Below are 24,755 nucleotides of genomic sequence, written 5' to 3'. Positions count from 1 at the left end.
AGTCATTGTCTGATACTTTATCAGTACATCATGGGTGAACTCTACACCATTATTTCCGAAGGTAAATTTACGCAATCCTATGGAAAAGTTTTTTTGACGTTTGAGAAAAAATGAGGTACAATACACCTTGTAGCAAAAAAACGTTCATGTTGAAGTCTAAATACTTGATTGTTTTAGCAGGAGGGAGCAAGTATGGCACCAAGGAAAACAACAAAGAAACCAGTAACCACAAAACCAGCGGCAGAAGAGGCTGCAGAGTTATCTGTAGAAGCAGCCGGGACAGCAACTGCAAAAGCTGAGGCTACAAAAGCAGCGGTACCGGGAGAAGAAAAGAAGGAAACAGTAAAGCCAGAGGCTGCAAAAAAAAATGCTGTTAAAACCGAGGCAATTGAGACGAAAGCAGGAAAGGCAAAGGCGATCGAGACAAAGAAAGATACGACAAAAGCCATTGAAACAAGAGCAGCTGTTCTCAAAGATCCTGAACCTGTTACAGAAGAACCAAAGAAAACAGCGGCAAAGAAGGCCGCACCTAAGAAGGCCACAGCAAAAACAACTGCTGCGAAGAGAACCACAAAAAAAGCAGAGTTAAAGACAGAGTTGTTCCTTCAGTTCTCAGGAAAAGAATACTCAGAAAAAGAAGTACTTCAGAAAGTGAAAGATGTATGGACTAAGGAACTGAAGAATAAAGTGGGCGATATGAAAGACGTAAAGATCTATCTGAAACCAGAAGAATTTGCGGCATATTACGTAATCAACGGGGACACTACCGGAAAAGTGGACTTGTAGAATTGCCGGGGATTTGGGTGGGGGCGCAAAATGAAGGGATAGCCGCCAGCCTCCTAAGGGCATACATGCCGTTCCGTATTGCGGACGCAGACCTAAGAAATTCTAAGAAGCAGCCAGCCGCGGAAGTGGGGCACAGATGGCACATCACGAGAAATCCGATGATTTCTCGCGCTGGGCCATCCGCTTTTATGATTCGGAATCATAAAAGCTCCCCACTTTCGCGGCTGGCTGCTTCTAAGAATTTCTAAGGCCTGCTTTAGCAGTACGGAACGGCATGTATGCCCTTAGGAGGCTAGCGGCTATCCCTTCATTTTGCTGGGCGCATCCAATCGGTAAAAAAGCGCGTCAATTGGGGCGCCGCGTAACGGGGGAAGCGTATGAATTCGCTTGGTGATACGAAATAAATTCGGTACATGGTAAGGACAAGGCATTCATGTACTTACAGTGTAACTGTTTATACTTCTGTCAGGCCGCACTCTTCCCATTGGTAAACAAATGGAGATTTTATGTTCCGCCAAGCGAATCAATACGCTGCTCCGTTTCAGCGCCTCCCCAGGTGACAACCTTCCTGCCGATTGGATGCACCCAGCGAAATTAAAAGAGCACCGTAAGCCTCCCAATTGCACCTATGCCGTTTAGAAGTGCTAAAGCGGACCTTAGAAATTCTTGGAAGCCGACAGCCGAAAAAGTGGGGAAATTTTGTGATCACCGAATCACAAAATTAGGCGACCCAGCGCGAGAAATCATCGGACTTCTCGTGATGTGTCGCCTGTGCCCCACTTTTTTGGCTGGCGGCTTCCTAGAATTTCTTAGGTTCGTGTCCGCACATCAAAACGGCATAGGTGCAATTGGGAGGCTTACGGTGCTCTCTTTATTTCGCGCCCCCACCCGCCGACAAGTCTAAAGCTTGTTACCTACTACTGCGTATTCTTAATGGCAATCTCAGGAAGAGTGTGGTAAAATTGCAGTTAGAAGATAGGTTTTTGAAGAATTATTGATTGATGATATTTTTGAATCAGATATAAAGCACAGAAAAATGGGGGAGTAAAAAGATGGGAACAGAGAACAGCGGCAGTAACAAAAAAGACAGTGAAAAAGGAAGGCATCCTGCCGTTAAACTATATCTGCGTATTATGCTGGCACTTTATGGGGTGGCCGTACTCACGTGCCTGATCTGCAATCTAGTTATTGAGCACAGACTTTCCTGGTTTTACATTGTCCTGTTTTCAATCGGGATCGCTTTTTCAGTCACGATCCTGCCGGTACTTGTAAAAAAGCACAGAGTCATTCTGCCGGCACTCGGTGTTACGCTTTTTACATTTCTGCTTCTGTACGCGTGTAACCTTTATACAGGAGGGGACTGGTTGTATCGGTATGCATTTCCTATCGCGGCATTTCCGGTTGCTGCAGTCTGGCTGATGATTCTTACGGCAAAGATAAAGGGAATGAACTGGTATTTTAAATCTGCGTTTATTTCACTTTTGGCAGGAATACTAATTATGACACTGAATACATGGGTTGACGCTGTGCTGAGCGGAAAAGATAATCTTGTAAAAACGTTTGTATTGAAGTTTAATCCCACGGATACGGGGTATTTAGTCAATACATTGATCGGGATTTGTTTTGCGGCATATTTCTTTATTGGAATATGGCTTGGCATATCAAAGAGGGAGAAAAACAGACAAAGATTAAACGAAGCAGATGCCTCCGAACAGCAGGAGGAGGGGGAGTAAGCAGCGGGGAAAAGAGGTGCTGATATGGAATTTGAACAGGATTATATTATGAGGATGATAAAGGGGGAAACAGCGGCCCTGGCGCGGATTATATTTCGAAAGACAAGTCCGCAGTATGAGCTTCCGGAGGAAAATAAATATACGGCAGCGGATGATCTGTTTGCCCGTCTGGTAAGAATGGCGGATGCAGGAGCGGTGAATAAGGCGGAAAATATGCTGTACCAGGAACTGGATCAGTCGGATCAAACTTATCTGGAAATGGGAATTGGATTTTATCATCATCTGAACGAATACGGGGATGATTTTCTGGCCCAAAACGATTATACAAGAGAAGAGATCGGCGAGGGGATCAGGCAGCTGCTTGCGGAGTACGGAATGGATTCTCTGGATGAGATACTTGAGATCTAATGTATTACATGTAATGAATATAGAAGAAAAGAGGTTGGAAAAATGACAAGATTGGAGCAGCAGATTCAGTTTATCAGGGAGATCGATAAGGTGAAAAATATTTACCGGCAGACCTACCTGGCAGACGGCCGGAGAAAGGAAAACGATGCGGAACATTCCTGGCACATTGCGCTGATGGCAGTGCTTTTGCAGGAGTATGTGCCGGATGCAGATGCGGCCAGGGTGATGACCATGGTTCTGATTCACGATCTGGTTGAGATTGATGCAGGAGATACCTATGCGTATGATTCCGCAGGGGCAGAGACGAAACGTGTCAGGGAAGCGGCAGCGGCGGACCGGATATTCGGTCTCCTTCCGGAGGAACAGGGGCAGGAGTTCCGCAGGTTGTGGGAGGAGTTTGAGGAGTATGAGACTCCGGATGCGAAGTTTGCCCATCTGCTGGATAATTTTCAGCCGCTGCTGCTCAATGATGCATCCGGCGGAAAAAGCTGGGCGGAGCATAAGGTGAAAAAGTCACAGATTTATAAACGGAATCAGAAAATAGAGGAAACCTCGGAAGATATATGGAAATGTATGCAGGCGATTGTACAGGAGCATATTGAGAAAGGAAATGTGATAGACAGATAGCGCATCCAAGATCGGCCGTAACCCATGAATGCAGAGAGGGCGGTGTGCGTCAGTATGCATGTTTACGTGGCTGCTGCAAAATGGAGCCGGTGTGTGAATCAGGAGGTATCAGAATGTACGAAAAGGAAATAGAACTGCTTCAGAAAATAATAGATGACAGCGGTAACATTGTGTTTTTTGGCGGTGCAGGAGTATCCACAGAGAGCAATATTCCTGATTTCAGGAGTGCTGACGGTATTTACCATCAGAAATACAAATACTCTCCGGAACAGGTAGTAAGCCACAGCTTTTTTATGGAGTATACAGAAACATTTTACGACTTTTACAAGGAAAAAATGATGATATTAGATGCGCTGCCCAACCCTGCGCATCTCAAACTGGCAGAGCTGGAACAGGCGGGAAAGCTGAAGGCTGTGATCACACAGAATATTGACGGCCTTCATCAGGCGGCCGGCAGCCGGACTGTCTTCGAACTCCACGGCAGCATCCACAGGAACTACTGCATGAAGTGCGGGCGTTTTTACGATGCGCAGTTTGTCAAGAACTCCGACGGTATACCGCGCTGTGAATGCGGAGGTATCGTCAAACCGGATGTGGTGCTGTACGAGGAAGGTCTGGATTCCAGGACAATCCAGGGGGCGGTAGGTGCAATTACCGAGGCAGATACCCTTATTATTGGAGGAACCTCGTTGGTAGTTTATCCGGCCGCGGGATTCATCGATTATTTCCGTGGAAGGCATCTGGTTGTAATTAATAAGTCAGAGACTGCAAAGGCCGTCCGGGCTGAGCTAAACATATCCGCACCCATTGGGCAGATATTGGGTGCAATTACAGTGCAGTAATCATTTCACCTATGAATGCATATGCAGGGAAGATTCACGAAGAACAGCAGCCCGCCAGAACGTCCGGTTCCGGCGGGCTGACTTATATGTCAGTATTCTTTACTTGTACAGATGGGGCACAAGCCCTGAAAATCTATTCAAGGGGTTTACGTTCTTTCCCAGCGTCCCGATGCGCCGCAAGGCAGCACCAGCCCGTTTGAGCTTACAGGAAGCCCGATTTCCTGGGAGTCTACGGTTCCGTTCCAGGCTTTGAGCTCGGTGGAGATCATATATGTCAGGACGGCCGGGGCCAGTCCGGTGGTATAGGAATTAACCAGGAAGAATACCGCATCCTTTGACAGGATCTGGGTGCAGAGCCTGATCAGCGGATGGATCATATCCTCAATCTTCCATACCTCCCCTTTGGGACCTCTTCCATAGGAGGGAGGGTCCATGATAATGGCATCGTAAGTATTGCCGCGGCGGATTTCCCTTTCCACGAACTTCACACAGTCGTCCACGAGCCAGCGGATCGGAGCTTCGCCCAGTCCGGAGGATGCCGCATTTTCCTTTGCCCAGCCAACCATGCCTTTGGAGGCATCCACATGGGTAACCTGTGCGCCGGCTGCCGCTGCTGCCAGCGTAGCGCCGCCCGTGTAAGCAAAAAGATTCAGCACCTTTACTGTCCGGCCTGCGTTTCTTATCTTATCGGAGAACCAGTCCCAGTTCACGGCCTGTTCCGGGAATAGCCCTGTGTGCTTAAAATTAAAAGGTTTCAGGTTAAAAGTAAGTTCCCCGTAATGAATCTGCCACTGATGGGGCAGATCAAAGAATTCCCATTCCCCGCCGCCCTTTTTACTGCGGTGATAGTGCCCGTTTGGTTTCTTCCAGCCCTTCTGTGTCTTAGGCGTGTCCCAGATGACCTGGGGATCCGGGCGAATTAAAAAATAATCCCCCCAGCGCTCCAGCTTTTCTCCCATGGAACAATCTATGACCTCATAATCTTTCCAGTTATCTGCAATCCACATGATTTTTATCTTATCCTTTCTTTCGGAAACTGCCTGTTTAAAATTCCAAAACAAGCGGAAAACTACACATATCATCTCATAAATGCATAAAATTATCAACATGGATTTTCGGATATTATTATCATAACAGAAACAGATCGCAACAGTTCAGACAGGCCTGAACTGTTACGCATCCAGCCCATTGAAATTCGCCTGCGGCGAAGGGGGCTGTGCGCCGGCGGCGTACGTTTAACACGGACCGGAGCAAAGCGGAGACAGGATGCGATGCCTGCAATCATCATGTTTTCGTACGGTCTGTGCAGTAAATGCACAGACCTGTCTGAACGGTTACAACAGATCGTTCGACAACATAGTAGCATCGGGACAAACAAACAGATGTTGACAATAAATATTGTTTACTCAAAGCCAAGTCAGTGATAGAATATATCTATAAATAACTTCAAAGGGGTCAGACCCCTTTGCACTGATTTCGAAAGGAGACACTATTATGATAACGGTTAATGCAATAGGAGACGCCTGCCCCATCCCTGTCATAAAGACGAAGAAGGCTCTCCAGGAACTGGAAGGCCCTGGAGTTCTTGAGGTATTGGTAGATAATGAAATTGCCGTCCAGAATGTAACAAAGCTGGCATCCAGTTCCGGAGCCGGGGTAAGTTGGGAAAAAACCGGAGAAAAAGAATATCGGATTGCCATTAAAAAGGAAGGCGGTGTTTTGCAGCAGGAACAGTATGAGAAGCAGGAACAGCAGAAAGAGGCCGTGTGCTGCACGGACAGCAGTGGCGGTACAATAGTTGTAGTATCTTCAGACCGGATGGGAGAGGGAAATGATGAATTGGGAGAAGTGTTGATGAAAGGCTTTATTTTTGCCGTGTCACAGCTCGAGGAACTGCCCCGGACAATCCTTTTCTACAATGGAGGAGCCAGGCTTACTGCGGAAGGTTCTGATTCCCTGGAGGATTTGAAAGCAATGGAGGTCCAGGGCGTACAGATTATGACATGCGGTACATGCCTGGATTATTACGGGCTGAAGGAAAAGCTTCAGGTAGGAAGCGTGACCAATATGTACACGATTGTAGAGACCATGAATGGAGCGCAAAAAGTGATCCGTCCCTAAAAAATAGAGTTTCTGAGAGTGCGCAATACTAGAGTGTGTCTGAAAATTCATTGCCGCAAGATGCTGCCCCACTTCACGGTCTATTTACTGCCAAATCCAGAGGGCGTAGCCCACTACGCCTCCTGTATTTGGCAGTAAATACCCCGCAAACTGGGACAACATCTTGCAACAAGCAATTTTCAGACACGCTCCAGGAAAGGAGGAAGATGGCATGAACAAAGGGAAAGATGTTCGTCTTACCCAGATGGCAAAGACAGCCGGGTGAGCGGCTAAAATAGGTCCTGAGACCCTTGCCCAGGTTCTGGGTAAGCTGCCAAAATTCCAGGATGAGAATCTCATGGTTGGGATTGAAACGTCAGATGATGCTGCGATTTACAAGGTTACGGATGATATTGCTATGATTCAGACCGTTGACTTCTTTACCCCGGTTGTGGATGATCCGTATACCTTCGGGCAGATTGCAGCAGCCAATTCCCTCAGCGATGTATACGCGATGGGAGGAGAGCCAAAGGTGGCTCTGAATATTGTGGGATTTCCAAATTGTCTGGACCCGGAGATTCTCGGGGAGATCTTAAGAGGCGGTGCCGATAAGGTAAAGGAAGCCGGCGCCGTGCTGGTGGGAGGACACTCCGTCCAGGATGATGAGCCGAAGTACGGCCTGAGTGTGTCGGGATTTGTACATCCCGATAAGATATACAGAAATTATGGCTGCCGGCCCGGGGATGTGCTGGTCCTGACCAAACAGATCGGAAGCGGCATCATCAATACTGCGGTAAAAGCGGAAATGGCCTCGGAACAGGCCAAAACACAAGCCGTCATAGTGATGTCTTCCCTCAATAAAAAAGCAAAGGAAGCAGCAGAGGGATTTCCGGTCAATGCCTGTACGGATATCACCGGATTCGGACTGCTGGGACATTGTGCGGAAATGGCTAAGGCCAGCGGCGTAACGCTGGAGATTCAAGCAAAAAGGGTGCCTTACATGCAGGAGGCTGCGGATTACGCCAAGATGGGCTTAATCCCTGCCGGTGCCTATAAAAACCGTGAACACTGTCAGAGTATGGTGGACGCGGAACGCGTAGAAGAATATGTAACAGACCTCATGTACGACCCTCAGACATCAGGCGGCCTTTTGTTCAGCCTGCCAAAGTGTTATGCGGATGAATTTATGAATGGGTTGAAGCGTGCAAAACTGGACACCAAAGTCTCCGTGATCGGACGGGTGCTGGAGAAAGAAGAAAAATTGATAAGGCTTTTGCCATAATACAAATTAGTGCCTCCCGGCGTAAATACGATGGGAGGCACTACAAACAAAGCATAAGGAGCAGTCTATGAATAAGAACCTTTTATATCGGAAAATCCCAAAAGTAGATGTTCTGATGGAAAACAATGTTATAAAGCAAATGGCGGAACTGTATGGTTATGACGGTGTACTGGAAGCCGTACGGATTGAGCTTGATAAGCTGCGCGCCTATATTGCGTCCTGTGAGAACGAGGAAGAAGCCGAACAGCAGATAGAAAGCCTTATGGTGCGCATAGAACTTACCGCAGCGGATATGCACCGCCCCAACATGACGCGCGTGTTAAACGGAACGGGAACGATACTGCATACCAACCTTGGCCGTGCTCCGCTTAGCACTGAACATCTGAAGCAGGTGACATATATCGCAGGAGGCTACTCCAATCTGGAATATGACCTGGAAGAAGGCGGCAGGGGGGAACGGTATTCTCATTTTGAAAGGCTTCTATGCAGGATCACAGGGGCAGAAGCTGCCATGGCTGTTAACAATAATGCTGCCGCGGTTATGCTGATCTTAAGCTCCCTGGCAAAAGGCGGGGAAGTCATCGTATCCCGGGGAGAATTGGTAGAGGTCGGAGGCAAATTCAGAATTCCCGATGTCATGGAACAAAGCGGCGCAGTCCTCAGAGAAGCCGGAACCACCAACAAAACACATATTAGTGACTATGAGGAAGCCGTCACGGAGGAGACAAAGGCCTTCATGAAGGTGCACACCAGCAACTACAGGATCGTAGGTTTTACAGAATCGGTTTCCGTTGCAGAACTGGCAGCACTGAAAGAAAAGTATCAGCTCCCGGTCATCGAGGACCTGGGCAGCGGTGTCCTGGTAGATTTAAGCAAATACGGACTGGCCTATGAGCCCACGGTGCAGGATTCTGTGAAAAATGGGGCCGATGTGGTCTGTTTCAGCGGAGACAAGCTGCTGGGCGGCCCTCAGGCGGGGATCATTGTTGGAAAAAAGAAATATATAGACATGATGAAAAAGAACCAGCTGACGCGGGCGCTGCGGATTGACAAATTCACAGCCTCGGCGCTGGAAGTCGTTTTGCGGGAATATTTATCGGAAGAGAAAGCAGTACACAACATACCGGCCTTATCTATGATCACGCGAAAGCGGGAAGAAGTGGAAAAGGATGCCAAAAAGTTCTGTAAAATGCTCAGACGTGCAGAACTGACTGCAAAAATCGGCGTCGAAAGCTGTGAAGCACAGATCGGAGGCGGCTCCCTGCCGCTGGAGCGCATCCCAAGCTTTGCGGTGACAATCCGCCCCCTGGATATCAGTACACCAGAGCTGGAAGAGAGGCTTCGACATATGCCGGTGCCAGTGGTGGGACGGGTCATGAATGACAAGATCCTCCTGGATATGCGGACATTTGATGGAAAATTCATGAACTATCTTACCAGAATCTTAAAGGAGCAGAATGTCCTGGAAAAGGAAGGAAACCCTTATGAAGCATATTATTATCGGAACAGCGGGCCATATTGACCATGGAAAAACAACACTGATAAAAGCGCTCACCGGCCGGAACACGGACCGCTGGGAGGAGGAACAGCGCAGAGGAATTACAATCGACCTGGGGTTTACCTGGTTCGACTTAAAGAACGGAAACAGGGCGGGCATCATAGACGTTCCGGGCCATGAGAAGTTCATAAATAATATGGTTGCCGGTGTTGTGGGGATGGATCTGGTGCTTCTGGTTATCGCAGCCGATGAGGGAATCATGCCCCAGACAAGAGAGCATATGGATATTTTAGAAATGCTGGGAGTCCAAAAAAGTATTCTGGTCCTGAATAAATGCGACCTGGTGGACGAAGAATGGCTGGAGATGGTGGAAGAAGAGATCCGGGAAGAACTGCAGGGGACATTTCTGGAACAGGCTCCTGTCGTGAAAGTGTCGGCAGCAACCGGGGCGGGGATCCCCCTTCTGGTTGAAACCATTGAACGCCTGAGCGAGGATGAGGTGGTGGAAAAGGAGATTCACACCATACCCAGGCTGCCCGTAGACCGGGTATTTTCTCTCTCCGGCTTCGGTACTGTGGTAACCGGTACGCTCGTCAGCGGGACGATTTCAAAAGAAGATAAACTGGAGATGTTTCCGAATGGACGGGAGTGTAAGATCCGCAATATCCAGGTACATGGCAGGGACGTGGAAACATGCTATGCGGGCCAGCGCGTGGCAATCAATATCTCCAATATGAAGAAAAAGGAACTGCAAAGAGGCTGCGTCCTTGCGCCCCCCGGAAGCATGAAAGATTCCAGGCTCCTGGATGTAAAACTGGAAATGCTGGATTCCTCCGTGCGTGTCCTGGCAAACAACACAAGGCTGCATTTTTTCAGCGGTACCAGCGAGGTATTGTGCCGCGCTGTCCTTTTGGGTGATGAGACTCTTGGACCGGGAGAAAGCGGATATGTCCAGCTTAGAATGGAAAAGGAGGTCGCCTTCCGGAGAGGGGACAGATTTGTTGTGCGGTTCTATTCTCCTATGGAGACAATCGGGGGCGGTGTGATACTGGAACCAAATGCGGTGAAGAAGAAACGGTTTTCCCCGGAGGTTCTGGATTCCCTGAAGCAGAAGGAGTCCGGTTCCGCCGAAGATGTAATTGAACTGCATGTGAAAGAGTACGCAGAAACAATGGCTGCGATGTCAGAGCTTGCCAAACTCACGGCGCTGTCCAGAGAAGAGACAGAAGAGGCCGTGAAGATTCTTGCAGAGGAGGGACTGGTCTGTGTTTTCCCGATGAAAAAGGATACGTTCGTGTGGCATACAGCGGACGAGCGTGCATACAGAGAGAAGATTCTGAATGCCCTGAAAAAATACGTGGAGAAGAACCCTTACCGCTATGGTATGGCGAAGGCAGAAGTGCACAGTACCTACATGAAACGCGTAAAGCCCAATATATTTGATAAATATATCGAGTATCTGGAAGCGCAGAACATTCTGTCGCGCCATGATGAATTCCTTGCGCCGCCGGCGTATGAAGCGGCCAGGGATGCGGTTTATGAGAAGGTGCGGCGCACGCTTTTAGGCGTATTGAAACCCGCGGGTTATGATTTTGCCAGAATGACGGATATCAGTTTCGGGGAAATACCTGCCGGCACGGTGGAGGATATCCTTCTCCTTTTGGTTGACAGCGGAGAAATCGTAAAAGTAGCGGATGGCATGTACACACTTGGTTCTTATATGGACGCGGCACGGGAGAAGATTGTGGAAAAGCTGAAAGCAGACGGGAAAATTACAATCGCAGAGATTCGTGATATGTTTGGCACAAGCCGGAAAAGTGCGAAACCGATTCTGGAATACATGGACAGCATTAAGGTCACCCGGAAAACAGGAGCAGAAAGTGAAAGGATATCGAATCTATGAATCTGAAACAAATAGAGGCATTCACAGCGGTCGCGGAGGAGGGAAGCTTTTCAAAGGCGGCAAAACAACTCTTCCTGACACAGCCCACAGTAAGCGCACATGTCTCATCGCTGGAGCAGGAACTGGGAGTCTGCCTGTTTGTGAGAAATACAAAAGAGGTCAGCCTTTCAGAAGATGGGAAAAAACTGCATGGCTATGCAAAGCAGATGATTGTGCTTCAGAGAGAGATTGAAACAGTATTTAACAGGACGAGGAAAGAGACCAGCCACTGCATGCATATTGCCGCATCCAGCGTTCCTTCCCAGTATCTGCTTCCTCAGATCCTGGCAAAATTCAGTGAGCTGTATCCCGGAGAACGCTTTAAAATTGCAGAGACGGACAGCACAAAAGTAGTGGAACAGGTAATAAACGGAAATGCGGATATCGGATTTACCGGAACAGTACTGGAAAAAAAATACTGCCGGTACATACCGTTTTACCAGGATGAACTGGTCATTATCACACCGAATTCAGATAAATTCAGGCGCCTGCGGGAAAAGCTTCTCAGCGAAAAGAAGCAGATAAAAACGGAATCGGAAAACATGTGGATCCAGGAGGAACCTCTGATTCTGCGGGAAGAAGGTTCCGGTACCCGTAAGGAGGCCGAGAGGCTGCTGAAAAAGATGGGAATCCAAATAGATGCGCTCAGGATTGTAGCGAGCATAGAAAATCAGGAGACGATCAAACGTTCAGTGAGCAGAGGCGTTGGAATCTCCATTATATCGCGCCTTGCTGCAGAAGACGAAATCAGCGCCGGCAGTATCCTGTGTTTCCCTCTGGATGCGGAGGAGGGAAAGCGTGACATAAATGTCGTTTATAATAAAAACTTCCAGCTGTCTGCGCCCGCAGAAAACTTTCTGCGGGTGGTGAGCAAAGTTTATCCGAAGGAAATTCCATAACGAATGCTTTACGGGAAGCCTTGCGGCAGACCATTGAATAAAATACATTTTAACAGCCACTATAGAGGCTGTCTATAGTGGTTTTAATTTATGGCGGTTTTCAATTAGACGCATAAAGCCTTGCGGGTTATACTGGATAGGTAGAGCACTCTAGAGCGTGTCTGAAAATTGCTTGTTGCAAGATGTTGTCCCAGTTTGCGGGATATTGCGGCAATGAATTTTTAGACACGCTCTAGGGAAATGGAGGGGGAAGTTATGATTTACATGGACAATGCGGCGACAACAATACAGAAGCCGGAAAAAGTGGCAGAGGCTGTTGTCAGCGCAATGAGCTCGATTGGAAATGCGGGAAGAGGCGCAACGGAGGCGTCTTTGAGTGCGTCCAGAATGATATTTGACACGAGGGAAAAGCTCTGCCGTTTGTTCCATGCGGAAAGCCCAACAAGAATTGCGTTTACGGCTAATTCAACGGAGAGCCTGAATATTGCGGTCAAGGGGATCGTGGGTTCCGGTGATCATGTGATAACAACCGTACTTGAGCATAATTCGGTCCTCCGCCCGCTATACGAATGCCGGGAAAAAGGAACGGAACTTACGATCCTGGGATGCGATGAAAAGGGCAACATTTCCTATAAAGAGATGGAAAATGCAGTCAAAAAAAATACCAAGGCAATTGTGTGCACACATGGCTCCAATCTGACCGGTAATATGGTGGATATTGGAAGAGTGGGGCGGATTGCTGCCAAATGTGGGATCCTGCTCATCGTGGATGCATCCCAGACAGCCGGAGTGTATCCGATCGATGTACAGCAAATGCACATTGACATTTTGTGTTTTACCGGCCATAAAAGCCTGTTGGGCCCACAGGGAACCGGCGGCCTGTATGTCAGAGAGGGCGTAGAAGTACGTCCGCTTTTAAGCGGCGGAAGCGGTGTGGATACGTATAATACACACCACCCAAAGCAAATGCCGACGGCGTTGGAAGCAGGAACCCTGAATGGACATGGAATCGCGGGCTTAAATGCGGCGCTGGAATATCTGGAGGAGAATGGGATTGACTGGATCCGGAAAAAAGAATTAGCCCATATGCGGCAGTTCTACGAGGGAATCTTCCATATTCCAGGCGTGACGGTTTACGGTGATTTTGACACGGATGAGAGATGTCCAATCGTATCCTTCAACATTGGAGACTATGATTCTTCTGATGTAAGCGATGAACTATTTGTAACATATCAGATTGCTACCAGGCCGGGGGCACACTGTGCACCGCTGATGCACAGAGCGCTGGGAACGGAAGGCCAGGGGGCCGTAAGGTTCAGTTTCTCACATTACAACACAGAAGAAGAAATTAAAGAAGCTGTCCGTGCAGTAAGAGAGTTAGCGCAGCCGTCATAGTCTGCATTACGGTAGGTGAGTAAAATGAGAAAAAAAGAGTTAAAACTAGTCATCACATTTCATACAACTGCGGACGCCATGGCAATGGAAAAATTATGCCGTCAAAAGAACATACCAGGCAGATTAATCCCCGTCCCCCGCATCCTATCCGCAGGCTGCGGCCTCTCCTGGTGCACGGCCCCATCCCAGAAAGCCGCAGTCCAAAAAGCAATAGAACTGGCCGGAATCCAGGAAGAAGCAATCCAGGAGTGCATGGTATAAATCCACTTTGCATAAAAAAGATGTCTGAGAGGAGTACTGGAATTATAATACGAATACTAGCACATCGAACAGTAAGTTACTTATTTTTCAATGTACTAGACCTGAGCTAAAAAAATAAAAAACAGCATCAAAAACATCAAACCCAAGCAATACGATCCGCCTGCTCCGTCATATCCCCTGCCCGTGTAAGTTTTTAAGTACAGCCTGGATGCGAGCAGCCTGGACGTGAGGGGAGCGGCGGGAGGGACGATGGTGTTTTCTGATGCCTCATAGTGTGCCGTATTTCCGTTGGGATAAAATAAAAAAATCTGATGGACAAACTTTGCTATCCAAAGCAAAGTTTGAAGCGACTTAAGCGACAAATCATCAGATTTGTCGCTGCATGTCGCTGGTTCCATCAGATTTTTTTATTTTATCCCTACGGAAACTAGGCTAAACGGCCGGTATCAGAAAACACCATCGTCCCTCCCGCCGCTCCCCTCACGTCCAGGCGTCCCCTCTCCCCGCTCTACTTATCACGAGGATTCTTCCAAAACCAAAATGCCACGAGTATTCCAGTTATGTAAAGTATGTTGACGAGTATGGTTGGATTATCTCTAAGCAGATATATCACAGCAACAATTGCAGCCAGGGATATCGTCAGCTCAAATGCTTTCATAATCCGTTTTTCTTTGATGTCCCGGGCTTGCTGCTGCAATTCATTGCGCTTTTGCTCCAAAGTAAGATAGTCCATAAGATTATCGTCGCTGATTCGGGAGAGAATCCACTTATCACGGAAGAACTCTTTATCTTCCTTTTTGAAATGGAAGCGCTTTTTATCGGCCGGCTCCTCATCGGGCATTTCGTAATCGGTATCTGTCTCCTTTTGGGCGGATACTTTTTTAAATGTCTTGCTGGTGAATTCAGAGGCTTTACCGGTAAACTCAGAAGCCTTATCTGTGAAGTCAGCGGCTTTGTTCTTTAATTCAGATACTTTTTGTGATAATTCCGGTTCTTTAGCTGCAGATTCCTGCGCCTGAGATACCGGTGCCGGGCTGCCGGATCCATCGGATAACGCAGATGCAGACGAAGCGGAAGCCGCGGAGGTGGTCTCTGCTGCTGCCTCTTTTACGGCGCCTTCCCTGTTGATTTCAGTGGAGCCTGGCATTTCTGATGCAAATGGCACAATATTCGAAACATCTGTATCAACCGGAGGGACAGCCGTGGGAGTCCCGGGTGTTTTATTGACAGTTTCATCTTTTGTAGGAATTAATTCTTCGGACACAGATTATACCTCCATATGTATTTTTCTTAATCATATCAGTTTTTGTCGAAAAATACAATAAAAGGCGGCAGAAAGGCTTAAAGCCCCTTTTCAAAGTTATCCAGTACATGAGGGAGCAGTCTGTCACTGTATGCGGACAGCGGGTACTTACCTTCGCAGAGTGACCAGTCATAGAGAAGTCCGCGCTCATACATTGTATAAATCTTTACAAGCTCCGCTGCGGAGGCAGCACTGCAAAATTCTCCGGAATCAAGCCCGGCAGTGATGATCTCCGTGATCAGCTGAAAATAGTAACGGTCGTCATCCAGAAGAGAACGGTTGTCTTTTGTGACAAGCTGCGATGAATACAGGGATGCAAGCAGATTGCGGTCAATGCTTGTCTCAATCATATAAAATAATTCGTGATTCAGCAGCAGCAGTTTCTCCCTGGAGGACAGCGTTTGATCCATGGTACTGTAGATCTCTTCGTATTTCTGGTCAAAAAGATCCGAAAGGGTGGAGAGAAGGGCATCCTTCCCCTTAAAATAGTGATAAAATGTTCCTTTTGATGTCTTGGAAAGTTTGATAATGTCCTCTACGGTTGTGTCGTCATATCCGTTTTTATAAAATAAGTTCCAGGCAGCTTTTACGATACGGCTTTTGGTTGTCTGTTTTTTCCTTGGCATAACAAGCTCTCTTTCCCGAGGGGTGCTTAACAATCTCTTAGATATTAAGAAGCAAACACGCCTTAGCATTTATACGTTCTGTTTCGTTTATCAGTATAGCATAAGTTATAAATAACGACTATGGAAAAAATATAGAAAAATGGGTGTGGTTTACTTCCCGAGTAACAGTTTAACCTTGCCTGAACTGTTACTCGGGAAGTAAACCACACCCATTTTTTGTGTATCATATTATTCGCCTCTTGCAACTTTAAATCCGTATTTCAGCGGATCATCGGGATCGATTACGTAGGTTGCTTCGCCGGTAACATAAGCGCTTCCGGTAATCTGGGGAACCACTGCCTTGAATTCACCGACAGTTGCCTCTTCTTTGATCACACCTTTGAATTGGGATCCTATAAAACTTTCGTATACAAACGGTTCTCCGATCTTAATTTCACCGCGTGAATAAAGCGTTGCAAGCTTTGCGCTTGTCCCGGTACCACACGGGGAACGGTCAGACATATAATCACCGAAAATAACTACATTGCGGTAATTACAGCCTTCTGTGTCGGTATGGCAGTAGAGTTCCGCCAGATCAACAGAGGTGATGTCAAGAAATGGGTGTTTGATTTCCACCTCAGCGTTTACCTGCTTTATTACCTTCATGCCAAAATCTGTCAGCTTTGGAATAGATTCCTTATCTACCGTCCAGCCAAGCTGTTCGATATTGATAAGAGCAAAAAAACTTCCGCCGAATGCAATGTCGTATTTAATTTCTTTGCCGTCTACTACGGTCGTAAGATTTTCTTTATAAAGAAAAGCGGGGACGTTTGTTAGTGTGACATTCAGTACCTTTCCATTTTTAACTTCTGCTTTTACACGAATAAGACCGGCCGGCGCGTCCAATACTACTTCTGTGAAAGGTTCTACGGCGGGCACGAGGCCGGATTCAATAAGCGCCGTTGTTGTTCCGATTGTACCATGGCCGCACATATTCAGATATTCTCCGGTATCCATAAATATAACGCCGAAATCAGCTTCCGGGTTCACCGGTTCCGTTACCAGGGCCCCAAACATGTCATGGTGCCCCCGGGGTTCAAACATCAGCGCCTGGCGGTATTTATCAAAGTTATTTGCAAGATATTGTTTGCGCTCCATCATGGAGTCGCCTTTTAATTCGGGAAAGCCGGACATGATGATACGGGTAAATTCTCCGACGGTATGTGTGTCAATTGCCTTAAATGATGCTTCAAATGCATTCAGGTTAATTTTGGGATTGTAATTCATAACCCTTCCTCCTAGCTGTTGATTTATAGAATCCACCTATAAGCGTTTCTTAAATAATACCTTACGGGTTATTATGGAGATTAATCTGTGGATTAAACAGGTAAAAAATGATAAAAAACCAATAATAGACCACGTTCTAGTATGCAGTTCAGTTTATACAAATTATTATGTATGAAAAGCCTTGAAAAGTCAACGATTATTTGTTAATATATAAACACGATTAGGGTGAATAAATCATACAGCAAGCGGCCTGGTTTATTTCATTTAACATCAGATATCATAACCAGCGGTAAATATGGCAATGATATAGAATAATCATATAAGTGAGGGGGTAGAAGGGTAACTGGTGTGCCTCCTGGTCTTCAAAACCAGTGTTGGGCGTTTGAAGCGTCCTGGGTGGGTTCGATTCCCACATGCCTCCGCCAAAAACAAGATCTGCAGGATCATTAATTTCTGCAGACTATTTATAAAGAAGCAAGGATTCATAAAGAAGTGATATAAAGGAGAAAAAACGGGCCATGGGAAATTTACAATTTTTGCTAAGACAGCATGTTGGAGCTCCGTGTGAGCCGGTTGTCAAAATAGGTGACAGAGTGGAAAAGGGGACGCTGATCGCCGCTCCGACCGGGCTGGGAGCAAATATTTTTTCCAGCGTTTACGGAAGTGTACAGGACATTCTTGAAGACCGGATTATTATCGTTCCGGATGACGAACAGAAAGATGCGTTCGTACCGATTCAGGAAGGTGACCACCTGGATATGATAAAAGAAGCCGGCGTTGTTGGAATGGGCGGCGCGGGATTCCCGACAGGAGTGAAGCTGGGCACGGATCTGAATGGCGGATACATTCTGGTTAATGCGGTAGAGTGCGAACCCGGACTCTATCATAATATCCGCCAAATTGAAGATAATATAGAGATGACCCTGAAGGGAGTCAGGTACTGCATGGAGATAGCCAATGCAGCTCAGGCCATTTTTGCTATCAAGGCCAAGAATAAAAAGGCTGTGGATATATTAAGAGAGGCGGTCCGGAATGAGGAGAATATTTCCATTCATCTTCTTCCGGATATTTATCCGATGGGAGAAGAGCGGGCCGTGGTCAGGGAGACACTGGGAAAGCTTCTGGATCCAACCCAGCTTCCCTCGGCGGCGGACTCTATTGTGATTAATGTAGAAACCGTCCTGCGGGTCGCTGAAGCTATAGATCTGAAGAAACCCTGCTTCAGCAAAAACATGACTGTTATTGGAAAAATCAATGGCGGAAATGAGCCTCATGTTTATATGGATGTTCCGGTCGGAACCAGTGTGGGTGATATGATTGAGAGGGCAGGCGGAATTGACGGCGTGTACGGGGAAATCATCATGGGCGGCCCTTTCACGGGAAAACCTGTGGAAAAGGATGCTCCGGTAACAAAAACCACGGGAGGCATCATTGTGACAATTGATCTGCCGGACCTTCATGGTGCGCCTGTGGGACTTCTCGTCTGCGCCTGCGGAGGCGATGAGGACCGTATGAGGGATGTCTGTGAAAAGATGCATGGGAATGTTGTGTCAGTAGCTCGATGCAAGCAGGCTGTGGAGATGAAGAACGGGACGCTGAAGTGCGAGAATCCCGGCAACTGTCCGGGACAGGCCCAAAAATGTCTGCAGTTCAAAAAGGACGGTTCGGAATATATAATTATTGGCAATTGCTCGGATTGTTCCAATACCGTTATGGGTTCCGCCCCGAAGATGAAACTGAAAGTATTCCATCAGACAGATCATGTTATGAGGACGATCAACCATCCGCTGTATAGAAGATTAACCGTTTCTAAGCAGGTAGACCAGCTGCCAAAAGACAGGCAGTCCATCCCTGATGGAAAATAGATAAAGGAGGAAAGAAAAGTATGTCAATAACAGCTGAAACAGCGAAAGAACATGCGAATGACCCTGCGGTACTCTGCTGCAGAGCGGAGGCGGGGACTATCATACAGGCATCCAATCTGGAAGATCCGGCTATCTTTGATGATCTGGTAGATTCAGGGTTATTGGAACTGGAAGGCGCATTGACGATTGAACAGGTATTGGGGGCCAGGCTTTCAAAGACTTGTGATTCTCTGTGCCCTTTGACGGCAGATGTCGTAGAAGGAGCCAAAGCAGCAGCGGCCAGCGAACCGGAACCGGCCGCTGAAGCGGAACCGGCAGCGGTTTTACCGATTTTACCGACGGCAGAAGGACCGATGTTCCGGATTCATATAGGGGAAGGCAGAGATATAGATATAGAACTACCTGCGGCGCTGATGAATACGGCGGGAGTTTCACAGGCAGCTGCTCCGGCAGCTGTTCAGGGAACCGGCCTGTCAGCGGAATCTATTCCGGAGGCACCGGGGCAGGAGGAAAAAGTTGTCAGAACACTGACAAGAAAGCATTATAAGATTACAGAAGTAAAGCGTGGCCCGAAGACGGAGATCAAAGGCACCATCTTGTATATCAGGGAAGGAATTGAAAAAGAATGTGTAGATTCCCAGGACCTGGTATTTGATCTGCGGATCGACATTATTGTACCGGCAGAATATCACACGTATTCCGAGACGATTATGGATGTACAGCCGATTGCCTGCAAGGAAGACGGCGATGAAGTCGGAAGCGGCACAACGAGAGTTCTGGACGGCGTTATCATGATGGTTACAGGTACAGATGCCAATGGAGTGCAGATTGGGGAATTCGGCTCTTCAGAAGGGTATCTGGATGAAAATATTATGTGGAACCGGCCCGGAGCGCCTGACAAGGGTGAGATCTTTATCAAGACCCAGGTGACAATCAAAGAAGGCATGAATATGGAAAGGCCGGGACCTCTTGCTGCGCACACAGCCACAGACGTCATTACGCAGGAGATCAGGGATGCATTAAAAGAACTGGATGACGATTCACTGGTGGTTGATACAGAGACATTTGACCAGGTGAGAAGGCCGGGCAGGAAGAAAGTTGTCATTGTAAAGGAGATCATGGGACAGGGTGCTATGCACGATAACCTGATCCTTCCGGTTGAACCGGTGGGTGTGCTCGGAGCCAAGCCGAATGTCGACCTTGGCAATGTGCCGGTCTGTGTATCACCGCTGGAGGTGCTGGACGGTTGTATCCACGCGCTGACCTGCATCGGGCCGGCATCCAAAGAGATGTCCAGGCACTACTGGAGGGAGCCGCTGGTACTCGAAGCGCTCCACGATCCGGAAATCGACCTGTGTGGAGTAATCTTTGTGGGAAGCCCGCAGATCAATTCCGAGAAATTTTATGTTTCGAAACGTGTCGGTATGATGGCGGAGATGATGGATGTGGACGGAGCGTTTATCACAACCGAAGGCTTTGGCAATAACCATATTGATTTTGCGAGCCATCACGAACAGATTGGAATGCGCGGGATTCCCGTTGTTGGTATGTCTTTCTGCGCAGTACAGGGGGCTCTGGTCGTTGGTAATAAATACATGACCAATATGGTTGACAACAATAAATCGGAGTCGGGCATTGAAAACGAAGTGCTTGCCTGCAATACTCTCTGCCATGAGGATGCACTCAGAGCCCTTGCCATGCTGAAGAATGCAATGGCGGGTGAAGGGGTGAATAAAGCAGAGAGAAAATGGAATCCAAGTGTAAAAAAGACAAATGTAGAACTCATATCAAATGTGACGGGCCGGCCGATAGAGCTGGTGAAGAATGAACAGTCACTGCCGATGAGCCAAAAGAGAAAAGAGAAATACGACTAAGATGAAAGAATTAATATATGGCGACAAGATGATACGTATGGAAGGGGTAATCGTTGAGATCCATGACGGCTGCGTCGGGATAGACTTAAAGGGCAGACTCGGCTATCTGAAGATTCCGATGCGCATGCTGATTACCGACTATCCCCTGGCAGTAGGGCAGGAGGTTGCATGGAACATGAGTTTTGTGGAGCAGCTCGGGGCCGGGATAAACGAGAAGTACGTGAGTAATCTGACCACATATAAAAGACATCAGGAAGAGATGCGTAAAGCCGACGCAGAAAACAAGGAGGTAGAAGAATGAGTTTGACAACCACAAAAGGTTTACAGTCAGAAATATACGTTCCGATTACTCCTCCGGCAGTGTGGACACCTGTGACAAAAACGCTGAGTGATATGTCTATTGCCCTTGCTACCGCAGCGGGTGTACACTGTAAGAGTCAGGAAAGATTTAATCTGGCCGGCGACTCAAGCTGGAGAAGGATCACGAACGATACTCCGTCAAGTGAATTGATGGTATCCCATGGAGGGTACGATAATGGGGATGTAAACAAAGACATTAACTGTATGTTCCCCATCGACAGAATCCATGAACTGGCAGCAGAAGGATTTATCAGAAAATGCGCCCCGGTGCATGCCGGATTCATGGGAGGCGGTGGAGATCAGGATAAGTTTAAAAACGAAACAGGACCTGCAATCGCACAGATGTTCAAAGAAGAGGATGTGGATGCAGTCATCCTCACCGCTGGCTGAGGTACCTGCCACCGCTCTGCAGTATTGGTGCAGAGAGCGATTGAAGAGGCTGGAATACCTACGATTATTATTGCAGCCCTTCCCCCGGTTGTCCGTCAGACCGGTACACCACGCGCCGTAGCTCCTTTAGTACCCATGGGTGCCAACGCAGGTGCGCCGAATGATGTAGAAATGCAGACGGATATAGTAAAAGCAGCGCTTGAACAGCTTGTCAAAATAGAAACACCAGGCACGATAGTTCCGCTGCCGTTCGAATATGTGGCAAAAGTGTAATATTAAGATACAAAAAGGGACGATCCGGTGGAATTGTCCCTTTTTTGTTAAACAATACGAAAAATGGAGAGCAAGGGGGTCAGACCCCTCTGCAGAGGGGTCTGACCCCCTTGCTCTCCTTGTTGAAAAGCGAAAAGCACGACCTTGGTCGTGCTTTTCGCTTTTGGTATGTCATTGAGAGGTTTTTCCTCGTTGCCATGCAGTTTGTATTATATACAAATCTGGGGAATGTCCTACAATGAGGATGTATATATTAATTGGAGTTTACCAGTGCAAGATTGTTCTTGGGGGAAACAACCGGCGCTGGCATAACTGCAATAGCAACCATATGTATGGTTTTGGTTATGCGGGTAAAGGATAAGGCTTATACTTTTATAAAAAGGCGCTTTCCTAGTATGAGGGAAACCGCCTTTGGTTACAATCCTATAAGTTGCTTACACTATACCACTTTACCGCGGTGATGTCAAGAGAGGGGGATTAAAAAGAATAGTTTTGTAAAAAATGATTGCACTCTGAAAATAATTAACAAATAAATATTGCAGTTTTTATAAAAAGTACGTTATACTCATTAAGCCTGATATAAAAACAATATATATTAAACCAAAGGTAAAGCTGTTTCTTCTATATAAATATGTTTCAATTTCAAGGAAAAGACATGGAATGTGAAATTAGCTTGGGATGTATTAAAAAAAATACAATAATTCCGAAAAACCTCTTGAAATATATGGATGAATCCGCTATACTAAGAGAGCTGTGGCATGATAGCTGTGAAGCGTGAGGTTGCTGCCGGGTGCGAAAGCATGATGGCAGGTTTTCCGTGGAGCGAATGTCAAGTTAGGAAACTGGCGACAAGTCACTGTACGAATCACAACTGATTACTGATTATCAAAGGATAAGAGGTATGAAACAACGTGTGAGTTTCTCACGACACACACGGGAGAGTGTACAGTCACCGCTTGTCGTACTGATGGAATAGTACGAAAAGGAGGCGACTTTTTTTATGGCAAGTCAAGTAATGAGAATCACATTGAAGGCATATGATCACCAGCTGGTTGATGCATCTGCAAAGAAAATCATCGAAACTGTAAAAAAGAACGGATCACAAGTGAGTGGACCAGTACCACTTCCTACTAAGAAGGAAGTCGTAACAATCTTAAGAGCTGTACACAAGTACAAAGACTCCAGAGAGCAGTTCGAGCAGAGAACTCATAAGAGACTCATCGATATCATCACACCGACACAGAAGACTGTGGACGCATTATCCAGACTGGAGATGCCGGCCGGTGTTTACATTGATATCAAAATGAAAAATAAGTAAGCAGTATTCCTAAAGTTTAGGATGAGCGCATAAGCGCTCCGCTGTAAATCACAGGAGGTAATTATAATGAAGAAAGCTATTTTAGCTACAAAAGTCGGAATGACTCAAATCTTCAACGAAGATGGAGTATTAACTCCGGTAACTGTACTTCAGGCTGGCCCATGTGTAGTAACACAGGTTAAGACAGCAGAGAACGACGGTTACAGTGCAATTCAGGTTGGTTTTGCCGACAAGAAAGAAAAGATTGTCACAAAAGACAAGAGCGGCAAGAAAGAAATTGCGCACAGAAACGGTGTTACAAAGGCTGAAAAAGGACACTTTGACAAAGCCGGCGTATCCGGGAAAAGATATGTAAAAGAATTCAGATTTGACAATGCTGAAGAATATACACTGGCTCAGGAAATCAAAGCCGACATCTTTGCAGCAGGAGACAAGATTGATGCTACTGCAGTTTCAAAAGGTAAAGGTTTCCAGGGTGCAATCAAGCGTCACAATCAGAGCAGAGGACCAATGACCCACGGTTCTAAGTTCCACCGTCACGCTGGTTCCAATGGTGCGGCATCTGATCCCAGCAAGGTATTCAAGGGCAAGAAGATGCCAGGTCAGATGGGTAACAAGAAAATTACAGTTCAGAATCTTGAAGTTGTCAGAGTTGACGCTGAAAACAATCTGCTTTTAGTAAAAGGCTCAGTTCCGGGACCAAAAAAATGCCTCGTGACAATCAAAGAAACTGTAAAGGCTAACTAGTCTGACTGACGAAGAAAGGAGGAACACACAGATGGCAAACGTATCTGTTTATAATATCGAAGGTAAAGAAGTTGGTACAATCGATTTGAACGATGCCGTATTTGGTGTTGATGTAAATGAACATCTTGTACACATGGCAGTTGTAAGCCAGCTTGCAAACAAACGCCAGGGAACGCAGAAAGCAAAGACACGCGCAGAAGTTTCCGGAGGCGGAAGAAAACCATGGAGACAAAAAGGAACAGGCCACGCAAGACAGGGCTCTACAAGAGCACCACAGTGGGCAGGCGGCGGGGTTGTATTCGCTCCGGTACCGAGAGACTACTCATTTAAGATGAACAAGAAGGAAAAGAGAGCTGCTCTCAAATCCGCTCTTACTTCCAGAGTAGAGGAAAACAAATTTATCGTAATCGACGAGCTGAATTTCGACGAGATCAAAACAAAGAAATTCCAGGAAGTTTTAAATAACCTGAACGTGAACAAAGCACTGCTTGTTCTGGAAGACGGCAACAAGAACGTGGAGATTTCCGCAAGAAACATCAAAGACGTGAAGACGGCTCATACAAATACAATCAATGTATTTGATATCTTAAAATACAACACAGTAATCACTACGAAAGCTGCTGTTGCAACGATTGAGGAGGTGTATGCATAATGGCTAACATTCAATATTATGATGTAATCCTTAAACCAGTTGTTACTGAAAAAACAATGGAGCTGATGGCTGAAAAGAAATACACATTCCTTGTCCACACAGAGGCCAACAAGACTCAGGTCAAAGAAGCTGTTGAAAAAATGTTCAATGGAACAAAAGTAAAAAGCGTAAATACCATGAACCTTGACGGTAAGACGAAAAGACGTGGAATGACATACGGAAAGACAGCTAAGACAAAGAAAGCTATCGTTCAGCTTACAGAAGACAGCGCTGATATCGAGATTTTCGAGGGTCTGTAAGACCGGCCC

Annotated in this window: 24 protein-coding genes and 1 tRNA gene; 21 read left to right on the top strand and 4 right to left on the bottom strand. The window is 46.9% G+C overall.

Going from position 1 to position 24,755, the window contains the following annotated elements:
- Nucleotides 1-192: 192 nt before the first annotated feature.
- From GKG43_RS07540 to GKG43_RS07520, 5 genes are all read left to right on the top strand, one after another.
- Entirely contained in the window at nt 193-786 is a 594-nt protein-coding gene (locus GKG43_RS07540; protein WP_055149879.1) for a DUF6465 family protein, read from the top strand.
- Between the two features lie 1,052 nt (nt 787-1,838).
- Nucleotides 1,839-2,519, top strand: coding sequence for a DUF6320 domain-containing protein (locus GKG43_RS07535; RefSeq protein ID WP_129878926.1), 681 nt, complete (start codon nt 1,839-1,841; stop codon nt 2,517-2,519).
- 24 nt (nt 2,520-2,543) lie between these two features.
- Nucleotides 2,544-2,927 (top strand): DUF6483 family protein, encoded by a 384-nt coding sequence (locus GKG43_RS07530; protein WP_050641835.1) that lies wholly within the window; start codon nt 2,544-2,546, stop codon nt 2,925-2,927.
- Between the two features lie 42 nt (nt 2,928-2,969).
- Entirely contained in the window at nt 2,970-3,554 is a 585-nt protein-coding gene (locus GKG43_RS07525) for an HD domain-containing protein (protein ID WP_050641834.1), read from the top strand.
- A 113-nt stretch (nt 3,555-3,667) separates the two neighbouring features.
- Nucleotides 3,668-4,396, top strand: coding sequence for an NAD-dependent protein deacylase (locus tag GKG43_RS07520; protein WP_050641833.1), 729 nt, complete (start codon nt 3,668-3,670; stop codon nt 4,394-4,396).
- A gap of 146 nt (nt 4,397-4,542) precedes the next feature.
- Here GKG43_RS07520 and GKG43_RS07515 read toward each other — a convergent pair whose 3' ends face one another.
- Complete coding sequence (locus GKG43_RS07515) at nt 4,543-5,403, bottom strand: class I SAM-dependent methyltransferase (protein WP_050642741.1); 861 nt, start codon at nt 5,401-5,403, stop codon at nt 4,543-4,545.
- A 487-nt stretch (nt 5,404-5,890) separates the two neighbouring features.
- On the opposite strand from GKG43_RS07515, the gene yedF reads away from it, so the two are divergent.
- From yedF to GKG43_RS07480, 7 genes are all read left to right on the top strand, one after another.
- Nucleotides 5,891-6,517, top strand: a complete 627-nt coding sequence (yedF, locus tag GKG43_RS07510; protein WP_129878925.1) for a sulfurtransferase-like selenium metabolism protein YedF — start codon at nt 5,891-5,893, stop codon at nt 6,515-6,517.
- Nucleotides 6,518-6,728: 211 nt separating this feature from the next.
- Nucleotides 6,729-7,778, top strand: coding sequence for a selenide, water dikinase SelD (gene selD / locus GKG43_RS07505; protein ID WP_129878924.1), 1,050 nt, complete (start codon nt 6,729-6,731; stop codon nt 7,776-7,778).
- A gap of 67 nt (nt 7,779-7,845) precedes the next feature.
- Complete coding sequence (gene selA / locus GKG43_RS07500) at nt 7,846-9,300, top strand: L-seryl-tRNA(Sec) selenium transferase (protein ID WP_129878923.1); 1,455 nt, start codon at nt 7,846-7,848, stop codon at nt 9,298-9,300.
- Entirely contained in the window at nt 9,263-11,179 is a 1,917-nt protein-coding gene (selB, locus tag GKG43_RS07495; RefSeq protein ID WP_129878922.1) for a selenocysteine-specific translation elongation factor, read from the top strand. The genes selA and selB overlap by 38 nt, the downstream gene beginning before the upstream one ends.
- On the top strand, nt 11,176-12,117 hold the full coding sequence (locus GKG43_RS07490; RefSeq protein WP_129878921.1) for a selenium metabolism-associated LysR family transcriptional regulator: 942 nt from the start codon (nt 11,176-11,178) through the stop codon (nt 12,115-12,117). Before selB ends, GKG43_RS07490 begins: the two co-directional genes overlap by 4 nt.
- A gap of 255 nt (nt 12,118-12,372) precedes the next feature.
- Nucleotides 12,373-13,512 carry an aminotransferase class V-fold PLP-dependent enzyme gene (locus GKG43_RS07485; protein WP_129878920.1) on the top strand — a complete coding sequence of 380 codons (1,140 nt, stop codon included), beginning with the start codon at nt 12,373-12,375 and terminating at the stop codon, nt 13,510-13,512.
- 24 nt (nt 13,513-13,536) lie between these two features.
- The gene (locus tag GKG43_RS07480) at nt 13,537-13,773 is read left to right on the top strand and encodes a DUF3343 domain-containing protein (protein ID WP_050641827.1); all 237 of its coding nucleotides are present in this window, start codon (nt 13,537-13,539) and stop codon (nt 13,771-13,773) included.
- A gap of 508 nt (nt 13,774-14,281) precedes the next feature.
- Here the strand turns inward: GKG43_RS07480 and GKG43_RS23060 are convergent.
- The 3 genes from GKG43_RS23060 to GKG43_RS07465 form a co-directional block, all read right to left on the bottom strand.
- A complete protein-coding gene (locus GKG43_RS23060) occupies nt 14,282-15,037 on the bottom strand; it encodes a hypothetical protein (protein ID WP_187376323.1) in 756 nt (251 codons plus the stop codon).
- 77 nt (nt 15,038-15,114) lie between these two features.
- Entirely contained in the window at nt 15,115-15,702 is a 588-nt protein-coding gene (locus tag GKG43_RS07470) for a TetR/AcrR family transcriptional regulator (protein WP_050641826.1), read from the bottom strand.
- 228 nt (nt 15,703-15,930) lie between these two features.
- A complete protein-coding gene (locus GKG43_RS07465; RefSeq protein WP_050641825.1) occupies nt 15,931-16,968 on the bottom strand; it encodes a proline racemase family protein in 1,038 nt (345 codons plus the stop codon).
- A gap of 327 nt (nt 16,969-17,295) precedes the next feature.
- Between GKG43_RS07465 and GKG43_RS07460 the strand changes: the two genes are divergently transcribed.
- The 9 genes from GKG43_RS07460 to rplW all read left to right on the top strand — a co-directional run bounded on the left by GKG43_RS07460 (nt 17,296) and on the right by rplW (nt 24,746).
- A tRNA-Sec gene (locus tag GKG43_RS07460) sits at nt 17,296-17,393 on the top strand.
- Between the two features lie 93 nt (nt 17,394-17,486).
- Entirely contained in the window at nt 17,487-18,833 is a 1,347-nt protein-coding gene (gene prdC / locus GKG43_RS07455) for a proline reductase-associated electron transfer protein PrdC (RefSeq protein ID WP_055149897.1), read from the top strand.
- 20 nt (nt 18,834-18,853) lie between these two features.
- On the top strand, nt 18,854-20,707 hold the full coding sequence (gene prdA, locus GKG43_RS07450; protein WP_050641823.1) for a D-proline reductase (dithiol) proprotein PrdA: 1,854 nt from the start codon (nt 18,854-18,856) through the stop codon (nt 20,705-20,707).
- A 1-nt stretch (nt 20,708) separates the two neighbouring features.
- Nucleotides 20,709-21,008, top strand: a complete 300-nt coding sequence (locus GKG43_RS07445) for a CBO2463/CBO2479 domain-containing protein (protein ID WP_050641822.1) — start codon at nt 20,709-20,711, stop codon at nt 21,006-21,008.
- Nucleotides 21,005-21,730 (top strand): D-proline reductase (dithiol) protein PrdB, encoded by a 726-nt coding sequence (prdB, locus tag GKG43_RS07440; RefSeq protein ID WP_081733025.1) that lies wholly within the window; start codon nt 21,005-21,007, stop codon nt 21,728-21,730. Before GKG43_RS07445 ends, prdB begins: the two co-directional genes overlap by 4 nt.
- A gap of 1,000 nt (nt 21,731-22,730) precedes the next feature.
- A complete protein-coding gene (gene rpsJ, locus GKG43_RS07435) occupies nt 22,731-23,048 on the top strand; it encodes a 30S ribosomal protein S10 (RefSeq protein WP_004607300.1) in 318 nt (105 codons plus the stop codon).
- A 66-nt stretch (nt 23,049-23,114) separates the two neighbouring features.
- Nucleotides 23,115-23,795: a 50S ribosomal protein L3 gene (gene rplC, locus GKG43_RS07430; RefSeq protein ID WP_025654661.1), complete on the top strand. Its 681-nt coding sequence runs from the start codon at nt 23,115-23,117 to the stop codon at nt 23,793-23,795.
- A 31-nt stretch (nt 23,796-23,826) separates the two neighbouring features.
- Nucleotides 23,827-24,447, top strand: coding sequence for a 50S ribosomal protein L4 (gene rplD / locus GKG43_RS07425; RefSeq protein ID WP_025654662.1), 621 nt, complete (start codon nt 23,827-23,829; stop codon nt 24,445-24,447).
- Nucleotides 24,447-24,746 (top strand): 50S ribosomal protein L23, encoded by a 300-nt coding sequence (rplW, locus tag GKG43_RS07420; protein ID WP_025654663.1) that lies wholly within the window; start codon nt 24,447-24,449, stop codon nt 24,744-24,746. The genes rplD and rplW overlap by 1 nt, the downstream gene beginning before the upstream one ends.
- Nucleotides 24,747-24,755: the final 9 nt, after the last annotated feature.

Origin of the sequence: Eubacterium sp. BIOML-A2 (assembly GCF_009680135.1) — a bacterium.
GTDB classification, from domain to species: Bacteria; Bacillota; Clostridia; order Lachnospirales; family Lachnospiraceae; genus Faecalicatena; species Faecalicatena contortus_B.
The sequence above is the reverse complement of the archived record's forward strand: the minus strand, read 5'-3'. Positions and strand labels throughout refer to the sequence as shown.